At 61.9% G+C, this 10,105-nt stretch carries 8 protein-coding genes and 2 pseudogenes; 6 read left to right on the top strand and 4 right to left on the bottom strand.

Going from position 1 to position 10,105, the window contains the following annotated elements; translation table 11 throughout:
• Nucleotides 1–44: 44 nt before the first annotated feature.
• The 3 genes and pseudogenes from ACFHWW_RS21955 to ACFHWW_RS21945 all read left to right on the top strand — a co-directional run.
• A pseudogene (locus ACFHWW_RS21955) lies at nt 45–722 on the top strand (ISNCY family transposase); the annotation flags it as partial.
• A 604-nt stretch (nt 723–1,326) separates the two neighbouring features.
• Nucleotides 1,327–1,553: pseudogene (locus ACFHWW_RS21950) on the top strand (CopG family transcriptional regulator).
• A complete protein-coding gene (locus ACFHWW_RS21945) occupies nt 1,550–1,996 on the top strand; it encodes a TA system VapC family ribonuclease toxin (protein ID WP_275599104.1) in 447 nt (148 codons plus the stop codon). The pseudogene ACFHWW_RS21950 and the gene ACFHWW_RS21945 overlap by 4 nt, the downstream one beginning before the upstream one ends.
• Here ACFHWW_RS21945 and ACFHWW_RS21940 read toward each other — a convergent pair.
• Nucleotides 1,993–2,898 carry a LysR substrate-binding domain-containing protein gene (locus tag ACFHWW_RS21940; protein WP_379940793.1) on the bottom strand — a complete coding sequence of 302 codons (906 nt, stop codon included), beginning with the start codon at nt 2,896–2,898 and terminating at the stop codon, nt 1,993–1,995. The two genes, ACFHWW_RS21945 and ACFHWW_RS21940, sit on opposite strands and share 4 nt — an antisense overlap.
• 94 nt (nt 2,899–2,992) lie before the next feature.
• Here ACFHWW_RS21940 and ACFHWW_RS21935 point away from each other — a divergent pair, with 94 nt between their 5' ends.
• The 3 genes from ACFHWW_RS21935 (at nt 2,993) to ACFHWW_RS21925 (ending at nt 6,090) form a co-directional block, all read left to right on the top strand.
• Nucleotides 2,993–3,319, top strand: coding sequence for a nuclear transport factor 2 family protein (locus tag ACFHWW_RS21935; RefSeq protein WP_379940791.1), 327 nt, complete (start codon nt 2,993–2,995; stop codon nt 3,317–3,319).
• Nucleotides 3,316–4,104, top strand: a complete 789-nt coding sequence (locus ACFHWW_RS21930) for an SDR family oxidoreductase (protein WP_379940789.1) — start codon at nt 3,316–3,318, stop codon at nt 4,102–4,104. The genes ACFHWW_RS21935 and ACFHWW_RS21930 overlap by 4 nt, the downstream gene beginning before the upstream one ends.
• Before the next feature lie 204 nt (nt 4,105–4,308).
• On the top strand, nt 4,309–6,090 hold the full coding sequence (locus tag ACFHWW_RS21925; protein ID WP_127712365.1) for a monovalent cation:proton antiporter-2 (CPA2) family protein: 1,782 nt from the start codon (nt 4,309–4,311) through the stop codon (nt 6,088–6,090).
• A gap of 81 nt (nt 6,091–6,171) precedes the next feature.
• Here the strand turns inward: ACFHWW_RS21925 and ACFHWW_RS21920 are convergent, their stop codons facing one another.
• The 3 genes from ACFHWW_RS21920 to ACFHWW_RS21910 are packed head-to-tail and all read right to left on the bottom strand — an operon-like array spanning nt 6,172 to nt 9,991.
• Complete coding sequence (locus tag ACFHWW_RS21920) at nt 6,172–8,397, bottom strand: xanthine dehydrogenase family protein molybdopterin-binding subunit (RefSeq protein ID WP_379940787.1); 2,226 nt, start codon at nt 8,395–8,397, stop codon at nt 6,172–6,174.
• Nucleotides 8,394–9,371: an FAD binding domain-containing protein gene (locus ACFHWW_RS21915; protein WP_379940785.1), complete on the bottom strand. Its 978-nt coding sequence runs from the start codon at nt 9,369–9,371 to the stop codon at nt 8,394–8,396. Before ACFHWW_RS21915 ends, ACFHWW_RS21920 begins: the two co-directional genes overlap by 4 nt.
• Nucleotides 9,368–9,991 carry a (2Fe-2S)-binding protein gene (locus ACFHWW_RS21910; RefSeq protein ID WP_379940783.1) on the bottom strand — a complete coding sequence of 208 codons (624 nt, stop codon included), beginning with the start codon at nt 9,989–9,991 and terminating at the stop codon, nt 9,368–9,370. The genes ACFHWW_RS21915 and ACFHWW_RS21910 overlap by 4 nt, the downstream gene beginning before the upstream one ends.
• Between the last annotated feature and the right edge of the window lie 114 nt (nt 9,992–10,105).

The raw sequence follows: 10,105 nt of genomic DNA, 5'->3' as shown, positions 1-10,105 counted from the left end.
GCGCGCTTGAGTGTCAGCACGAACTGCAGTCCGGGACTTGAAAGAAGGGACGCGTCGAGCGCGCCAACCAGACGCTGCAGGATCGCCTCGTCAAGGAACTGCGGCTGCGCGGCATCGACACGATCGCGGCGGCGAATGCCTATGCGCCGGAGTTCATGGCCGACTTCAATCGCCGCTTTGGCAAGGCGCCGCGCAATCCGAAGGACATGCATCGGCCGTTTGCCGCGCATGAGAACCTCGATGGCGCGATGTGCCGCAAGGAGATCCGCAAGCTGTCGCAGTCGCTGACGCTGCGCTATGACAAGGTGGTGTTCATCCTCGATCCGACCGACCTCGCCACGGCGCTGGCCGGCAAGAAGGTCATTGTCTGCGACTATCCCGACGGTCGCCTCGAGGTCACCCATGAGGGGACGTCCCTGCCCTACAGAACCTTCGACACGCTGCGCTCGGTGCACCGCTGCGAGGTGGTTGAGAACAAGCGCCTTGATGACATGCTGGCGGTGGTGGCCGAGATGCAGGCCGGACGAGAGCAACAGCGCAGCAAGGGCGGGCCGCGCCGCACCGGCCAGACGGACCATATGTTCGGCATTCGCGACGGCAGCCAGAGCAATGGCTATCAAAAGCGCGGCACGAAGCCTGGCCGGAAGACGGATTTTACCAAGGATCCGGTGGTCATCGCCAAGCGCCAGCAAGCCCTTGCGCAGCTGAAAGCGGCGGAGTGATCGGGATGTCAAAGCTAAAGTTTATCTTGCAGCTGGAGCCATCCGCCGCCGACCGGGCTGCGCAACCCTGACCAGCTCCACCCGGCCGGCGGCTTGCGTCTCCGTACTTTGTAAATATAGCAACTTGCAAATGCAGTAGTAATGGATAGGATGTTGTCGCGTTTCTAAGTTGACTACTTTCTCTCATCTTTAAATAGCTGTGACAATGCATGTAGCCGCAAAGTTAAAGTGTCCTGTTTCTGTAAAGTAAGAATGTCACTCTCCCGGCGTTTTGACGGCGGCCGCGTGGCCAAGGTAGCCAAGCGTCAGGTTCCTGAATTCCAGACAAGTGTTGTTCATCGCGTCCTCGATGATTGGCAGCGACTGCATAGGTAATGTTATTACGTTCGCCAACCGGAAGCGTAACGTAAAAACATACTCACCAACCGAACCGCCGGCAGCGATGCCTCACGCGGAGACCCGTGTTTCGCGCAGAGAGGTGAGACTGTGATTTTTTCCGCCGTGAGCGGATCGGACCAATGACTGCGTCCCTTCGCATCCACCTTGAGAAGGCCGACCTCGTCCTTTATATGATGCGTGATGACTGATGCGCAACGAGGCCGGTATGAGAACGACCCTGGCAATCGACGACGATGTACTGATCGCCGCAAAGGCGATGGCAGCCCAGCAGCACCGGAGCGTCGGCGAAGTCATTTCCGAACTGGCTAGACGTTCTTTGCGCAGACCGCGCAGCAGCGGCGAGCGCAATGGAATTCCTCTCTTATCACCTCAGCCGGATGCTCCGCCAGTGACGCTCGAGATCGTCAACGCCTGCGTGACGAACTGCCGTGACTTTCCTGCTCGACGTCAATGTGCTGATTGCCTTAATCGATCCGGGCCATGTTGCCCATGACGATGCGCACGAATGGTTCGCGGCGACGGGTCAGACCGCGTGGGCTACCTGCCCCATTACCGAAAACGGCGTCATCCGGATTGTCGGCAATCCCAAATATCCGAATTCTCCCGGTTCACCGTCACTCGTGATGGAGATCGTCGGCAAAATGCGGTCGCTCCCCGGTCACAGTTTTTGGCCGGACGATGTGAGCCTTGTCGGCTCAGGTGATATCGCTCCCACGAAAATCCTAACTTCGGGGCAGGTAACTGATACCTATCTCCTTGCGCTCGCCAAGGCGCGTGGGGGGCAACTGGCGACATTCGATCGCAAGCTCTCAGCAGCGGCGGTCACGAGGGGTAATTCTGCCTTGCACCTGATCACTGCAACTCGGGTTCGTTAATCACTATCTCGCCGCGCAAGCTCACGAGCGAGTTCCAGAAAAGCTCTAACACCTGCCGAAAGATTCCGCCTTCCGGGGTAGTACAAGCAGAGACCCGGGTACGGCGGTGTCCAGTCTTCCAGCACTCGGATGACCCGCCCCGTCTTGATCTCCGGAAGAATGTCCTGTTCGAACAGGTAGCCGATGCCCGCACCCGCGAGCACAGCAGCCCGCGTGAGGCTGGCTTCATCGAGCGAGATCTGTCCCTCGACGTCGATCTGAACCTGCTCGCCGTCCTTCTCGAACCGCCAACGGTACGTCGAGCCGTCAGGTAGCCGGACGCGGATGCACTTGTGGGTAAGGAGATCCGGCGGCACCACAGGGACACAGTGCCTCTCGAAATATGCAGGAGACCCTACGACAGCATGCCGTTGAGGCCGACCGAGGGAAACGGCGATCATGTCGCTGGGAACAAGTCCTGCGACTCTGATCCCCAGGTCGAACCCGTCCCGGACGATGTCGATCATCCTACCCTCCGTGACGATGTCAACGTTCATGTCGGGATATCGGCGCAGGAACTCGAGCACGAGCGGCGAGATGATCGCGCGCGCGGCGAACGGTGCCGCGTTGATCCTGATCGTTCCGGAAGGTGTTTCGCGCTGCTCGCGCACGGTTTCCAGTGCGGCGTGGAGATCCTGCAACGACGGAGCGACATGTTGAATGAACAGGCGCCCCGCATCCGTCAGCGAAACGCTCCGCGTGGTGCGGTTGAACAACCTGACTCCCAGTGCCGACTCCAGCCTGCCGATCGTATGGCTCAGCGCGGTGGTCGAGATACCGAGATCGATCGAAGCGGCGCGGAACGTCCCGCGCCGGGCGATGGCGACCGCAGCTTCCAGTTCCTTCAGGCTGGCCTGCTCCATTGTCCCGATCCTTTCATCAGCGCATGCAAGTTAATCCCACTTATGTGACCAATATCTGAGTGCTAGATTTTCTGCAAGCAAAGGAGAGACACTCATGATCCCCCCATTACCCAGACCCATCGCGGACTATGTCAAAGCCAACTCACTTCTCGACGTTGACGGCATGCTGAAGCCATTCAGCGCGGATACGGTCGTGCTGGACAACGGACGTCGTTACGAAGGCCATGCCGAACTGCGGAACCTGCTCGTCGAGGCTGCAGGTGTGAAGGCGATCTTCACTCCGGACAGTGTGCGTCATGAAAACCTTCAGGTCGTGGTTGAAGGACCCGTCCACGGCGACTTCAAAGGCAGCCCGATCCGTTTCACCTATCGGTTTTCCCTCGAGAACGACGGGATAAAGGCTTTGGAGATCACGGCATGAACAGCAAAGTGGATCCAACCGAGTTTGCGGGGAAGCGTGTGCTGGTCAGCGGAGGCACCAAGGGCGCGGGCCGCGCGACTGTTGACCGCTTCCTGGCAGGAGGCGCCCGCGTGATTACCTCAGCCCGCGAAACACCAGAGTCCGTCGACAGCGTCGAGTTCGTCCGTGCAGACCTGAAGACGTCCGAGGGGGCGGCAACCTTGGCCAAGGCCGCCCTCGAGCGCTTTGGCGGCATCGACGTCCTGGCTCATGTTCTTGGCGGATCGTCGACACCAGGCGGAGGCTTCACTGCCCTGACAGACGACCACTGGCTGTCCGAACTGAACCTCAACTTCTTGGCGGCCGTCCGCCTTGATCGTTTTTTGATCCCGCAGATGATCGAACGCGGCAGCGGCGCGGTGGTTCACGTTACCTCCATCCAGTCGGTGCTTCCCCTGCCCGATGCCACCACCGCCTACGCTTCCGCCAAGGCGGCGCTCAGGACCTACAGCAAGTCCATCTCCAAGGAGCTTGGTCCCAAGGGGGTTCGGGTCAATGTCGTCTCCCCCGGCTGGATCATGACGGAGTCCTCCGTCGACCTGCTGAAACGTCTACAGGCGGCCAATGGTGGTACGATCGAAGAAGCACGGCAGGTAGTCCTCGACAGCCTTGGCGGGATCCCGATCGGTCGTCCGGCCGACCCCCACGAAGTCGCCGACCTCATCGCCTATCTGGCCTCGGACCGTGCGGCCGCGATCCACGGCGCCGAATTCGTCATCGACGGAGGCACCGTTCCGACCGTCTGAGGTGATCGTGCCGACGTCCGAATTCAAGGCGGACGTCGGCTGACGGCGTGGGAGATTGAGCGAGCGTGACGTGCAGCGAATTGAGGTTCTGTCGAAAGCGTTCGCGCTTGATTCAAACCCGGTTGAGTGGAAGGATGTCCCGGCCTCAACGGTCGCTGGTGCCGCTCTACGAGGCGCCCGTCATCTGGAAATTCGGAGCGAAATATGGCTGCTGAGTCCCACGGCATAGACCTGCTGCCGGTTATCGCCCTGCTTGGAGCGGCCGTCGTCGCGGCTCCGCTGTTCAAGCGTATCGGGCTCGGCTCTGTTCTCGGTTATCTCGCCGCCGGGATTGCCATCGGCCCCTTCGGCCTTCGGCTGCTCCAGGAGCCGTCATCCATTCTTCACGTCGCCGAATTGGGCGTGGTGATGTTCCTCTTCATCATCGGACTGGAGATGCGGCCCTCTCGCCTCTGGGGGCTTCGCCGCGAGATTTTCGGGCTCGGCATCGTACAGGTCGCCCTTTGCGCGATACTTCTGACGGGCGTCGGCGTTCTGACCGGCTTTCCGGTGGCCCCCTCCTTCGTCGCCGGCGCCGGCTTCGTGCTCACCTCGACTGCGATCGTCATGCAGTTGCTGGAGGAACGCCGAGAGATGGCGGCTCCGAAGGGACAACGCATCGTGTCGATTCTCCTCGTGGAGGATATGGCCATCGTGCCCTTGCTTGCGCTGGTCGCGTTCCTCGCGCCGATCGTGCCCGGAAGCGTTGCCGCGTCCGGGGGGATCGACTGGCTTTCCATCGCGATCGGACTTGCTTCGATTGCAGGCCTGGTCCTCGCCGGGCGTTATCTGCTCAATCCGCTTTTCGGCCTCATTGCAAGCGTCGAGGCCAGAGAGGTGATGACGGCGGCAGCGCTGATGGTTGTGCTCGGGTCGGCCTATGTCATGCAGCTCGGCGGTCTCTCCATGGCGATGGGCGCGTTCCTCGCCGGTGTCCTGCTGTCGGAATCGACGTTCAGGCATCAGCTCGAGGCTGATGTCGAACCGTTCCGGGGCATTCTGCTCGGCCTCTTCTTTCTGGCGGTCGGGATGTCGCTCGATCTTAGCGTCATCGCTCGCAACTGGGCGATGATCCTCTTCTACGTGGTCGCCTACATGGTCGTAAAAGCCATCGTCATCTACCTGGTGGCGCGGCTCTTCAGGGCGTCCAACTGGGAGGCGATCGAGCGTGCGGTTTTCATGGCGCAGGGAGGCGAGTTCGCCTTCGTGCTCTACGCCGCGGCCCTCGGCACCGGCATCATCAGCGGCGAAGAGAACGCCATACTGACGGCGATCATCATCGTATCGATGATGGTGACCCCGTTGCTGATCGCGGCGCTGCGTCTCGTGGAGAGGAACATTCCGCTGTCGACGGATGGCGTCGAGCGGCCCGAGAACCTCAGCGGCAATGTCCTGATCATCGGTTTCGGCCGTGTCGGCCAGATCGTGAGCCAGGTCCTTCTGACACGAGGTCACGTCATCTCCATCATCGATACCGACGTGGAGATGATCAACACAGCCCGCGAATTCGATTTCAAAGTCTATTACGGTGATGGCAAGCGCCTCGACATCCTCCATGCGGCGGGCGCCGAGCGCGCCAATGCGATCGTGGTCTGCGTGGACAAGGCGGACGACGCCACGAAAATCGTAGAGCTCATCAAGGCCGAGTTCCCTCTCGTCCCGGTTCTCGCGCGTGCCTCGGACCGGCGGCACGCGCTGGATCTTATCGGCGCGGGCGCCGATTTCCACATTCGTGAGACGTTCGAATCCTCGCTGGTTCTCGGGCAGAAAACACTGGAGGCCTTGGGAGCGGATCTGCCCGAGGTCGCCGAAATCATCGAGAAGGTTCGGCAGCGGGACGAGAAGCGGCTCGAGCTCGAATTGGTCGGCGGCCTCTATGCTGGGCGGCCGCTCTTCAGCGGCAAATTGGAGCCGGTGGAAGTGGTGCCGCCTGGTGGTTCGGCGTGAAGGAAGCAAGAGACAGCGCCGAAGCGGCGACCCTCATTCCTGTGACGCGCACAGGAATGAGGAGAAGAAAGCGGCTACATTCTACAGCAGGCTCTCGATCATGATCGGCAGTTCATGCACCCGCCTTCCGGTCGCGTGATGAATGGCGTTCGAAACCGCCGCCGACATTCCCACAAGCGCGATTTCACCGAGCCCCTTTACCCCCAGCGGGTTGACGATCGTGTCTTCCTCATCGACGAAGTGGGCTTCGATGTGCGGCGTATCGAGGTTCACCGGCACGAGATAATCGGCCATGTGCGCATTGATCGGACGCCCGTTGCGCCCGTCGAGCACCGTTCGTTCCATGATGGCCATGCCGATGCCGCCGATCATGCCTCCGATACATTGGCTCGTCGCCAGCTTCGGGTTGACGACCCGGCCCACTCCGTAGGCGCCAAGGGCTCGCCTGACCTTGATCGTCTTCACGTCGGGATCGATCGCAACTTCGGCGAAGACCGCGCCGAATGAATGCATGGAATATTTCTGTCCGGTTTCGCCGTCACGGGCGGCAGTCCCCTCCCCGACGAGCGGGCTCTCCCCGCCATAGGACACGAGCTCGGCATAGGTGACGCCTCGATCGGACCGGCCTTTCACGAACAGCATACCATCGCGCCATTCCAGCGCTTCCGGCGATTGCCCGGCAAGCCCCGCATTGCCTCCGCCTTTTGCGGCAAGCACGGCCGCCTTCGCCTGAAGATCGAGGCATGCGGCTCTGATCGCGGAGCCGACAGACGCCATGGTCATCGATCCACCATGCGGCGGCGTCGCCGGAAAATCGGAGCGGCCAAGAGAAAACCTGATTCGCTCGACGGGAATTCCCAGATATTCCGCGGCGACCTGCGTCATCGAGGTGTAGGTGCCCGGCCCCATGTCGCTTGCCGCCGCCTCCACCTCCACCGTCCCGTCGGGGAGAAGTCTTACTCGGGCGTTTGCCGGGGCAAACAGGCATGGATAAGAGGCGTTGGCCATTCCATAACCGATCAGAAGGCGCCCGTCCCGCATCGAGCCTGGCTCGGGCGTCCGGCGACTCCAGCCAAAGCGCTCGGCTCCGAGATCGTAGCATTTCAGCATCGATCGGCTGGAGAACGGAACCTGCCGCCCTTCGTCGATCTGCGGCTCGTTGATCCGTCGCAAGTCGATCGGATCCATCTGAAGCTTGTAGGCCAGTTCGTCGATCGCACATTCGAGCGCGTGGATACCGCTCGCCTCGCCGGGGCCCCGCATATAGGTCGGTGTGCTGGCGTCCAGGGGAATGAGACGATAGCTCGTGCGCACGTTCGGGCAGGAATACATGAAGCTCGTCACGGACGTGAGCGCCTCCATGAACTCCTCGTAACGACTCGTCTCCCCTGCCCCTTCGTGGACGATACCGATGAGCTTGCCGTCGGCCTGCGCCCCCAGGGCGATGCGCTGTAGCGTGTAAGGCCGATGCCCCGTTGCGAAGAACATCTGTTTACGGGTGAGCACGAGCTTTACCGGACGGTTGACGTGCCGCGCGGCCAGAGCCGCCAGGGTGACGTGCGGCCAGGTTCTCAGGCTGGTGCCGAACGCGCCGCCGATGAACGGGCAGTTCACCTGCACGTTTTCCGGCGGAAGCCCGAAAATGGCGGCGATCTCCGCCTGCTCGTTGACGACGAACTGGCTTTTGCTCCAGAGCGTCAGGCGGTCGCCGTTCCAGGCGGCGATCGTCGCGTGCGGCTCCATCGGATTGTGGTTCTCACGCGCAATGACATATTCCGCCTCGACTTTCACGGCCGCGGTTTCGAGCGCCTTGTCGGCATCTCCGCGGGCGAGATCGGCTTCGGCCCGGGCACCCGGCCGGCGCGCGACGGCCGGGATGACCCGCTCGCCGGCATGTGCATCGACCTGCGGCTGGCGGGCGGAGTAGGTGACCTTGAGGGCGTTGGCCGCATGCTCCGCCTGATCGAGCGTCTCGGCGACGACGATTGCGACCGGTTCTCCGAAGAAGCGTACCTCGGAGCCCTGCAGCACGTGAAGCCGTTCTCCCGCCGGCGGGTCGATAGGTCCTCGGTGTTCGTTGTAGGCAAGCCGCTGCGCGTTGATGTGGCTTATGACAGCCACGACGCCCGGCATTTTCTCGACTGCTGCGCTGTTAATCGATTCTATTCGACCGAGCCCGACAGTACTGCCCACGATGACTGCGTGGGCTTGGCCTTCCTGGTTGAACTCGGCCGCGTATGTGGCCTGGCCAGTGACCTTCAGGCGGCCGTCGATGCGCGACAAGGATTTACCGATAGCCGTCGTCATGCCACATCTCCTGCCATTTCGAGTGCTCGTACGATCGTTGCGGGAAGGAGTTTCACCTTGAACCCGTTGTGGGAGAGAGGACGCGTCTCCTCGGTCGAAATCGCCGCCGCGATCTCGTAGCTGGCGCGAGCGGCGGGTTTTCCCACCAGCGCCTGCTCGACAGCGTTCATGCGCCACGGGCGGGTGCCCACGCCCCCTGCAGCGATGCGGACCTCTTGGATTGTTCCGTTCTCCACATGAAGAGCCGCCGCCGCCGATACGAGGGCAAACTCGTAGGAGGATCGGTCCCTGACCTTCAGGTAGCGCGCCTTTCTCGCATAGGGGCCGTTTGGGATCTGGACCTCCACGATGAGTTCGCCTGGTTCCAGCGTGTGCTCGAGATGAGGCGTCGACTCCGGAAGCCGGAAGAGCTCCTCTACCGGAATGGTTCGCTCGCCGCGTGGCCCCTTCAAGGAGAGCGTCGCGCCCAGCGCGACGAGAGAAACGGCCAGATCGGATGGATGTGTGGCGACGCAGTGCTCGCTGGTGCCGAGAATTGCATGGCCGGCGTTCAGGCCGTCGATTGCCGAGCATCCCGAGCCCGGTACGCGCTTGTTGCAAGGCGCGTCCAGCATTCGGAAATAGGGACAGCGGACCCGCTGCAGCAGATTGCCGCCGATCGACGCCACGTTGCGGAGCTGCGGCGATGCACCCTCGATCAACGTCTCCGAAATGAGCGGCTGCAATCTGCGCACGTCCTGATTGGCTGCGACCTCGGACATGCGCGCCAGCGCGCCGATGACGATCGCCTCATCCGTAGCCCGGATGTAATTCAGCGGCAGCCGATTGATGTCCACGATCTTTTCCGGCGTCTCCACCTCCTCGCGCATCAGGTCGACGAGGGTCGTCCCGCCGGCAAGATATCTGGCTCCGGCAGCGGCTGCGGCGATCGCTTCGGACTCGCTGGCCGCCCGTTGAAATTCAAAGGGTCTCATGTACGATCCTCCTTGGCAGCCTGGGCGACGGCCGCAACGATCCCGGGATAGGCGCCGCAGCGGCAGATGTTGCCGCTCATCCAGTAGCTGATCTCCTCGGCCGAGGACGCATGACCCTCGCTGATGCAGCCGAGCCCCGACATGATTTGCCCCGATGTGCAATAGCCGCATTGAAAGGCGTCATGCTCGATGAAGGCCTCCTGCAGCGGATGCAGCGCCTCTCCTTCCGCGACGCCCTCGACGGTCGTGATCTTCGCGCCGTCATGCATGACGGCGAGCGCCAGGCAGGCATTGACGCGCTGGCCGTCTATCAGCACCGTGCAGGCCCCGCACGCACCCTGGTTGCACCCCTTTTTGGTCCCGGTCAGAGAGAGCCTCTCCCTCAGCATATCCAGAACCGACAAGCGGGGATCGACGACCAGCTGATGGACGCGACCGTTCACGGTCACTTCCAACGGCAGCGTGTGCGTGTCAGGCGCGGGCGTTGCGGTTGAACCCGCAGCTGCCTCGGCTGGGAGCGGCAGCGCCGCAAAGGCCACGGCTCCGGCGGTTGCCTGAAGCGCTTCTCGGCGTGACATGGCAAGACCTGGCGGATGCGATTCTGCTGTTTCGTCAGTCATGAAAGGTCCCCTTCAGCTCAGTAATGGCGATAGAGGATAGGACGTGTGCCGCGGCTTCACTGTTTCGGTCTTTCGGAATTGTTCGGATCTTGCTGTGACGATCAAGGACTGCGG

The sequence above is a fragment of the Sinorhizobium sp. P24N7 genome, assembly GCF_042436655.1.
GTDB classification, from domain to species: domain Bacteria; phylum Pseudomonadota; class Alphaproteobacteria; order Rhizobiales; family Rhizobiaceae; genus Sinorhizobium; species Sinorhizobium meliloti_A.
The sequence above is the reverse complement of the archived record's forward strand: the minus strand, read 5'-3'. Positions and strand labels throughout refer to the sequence as shown.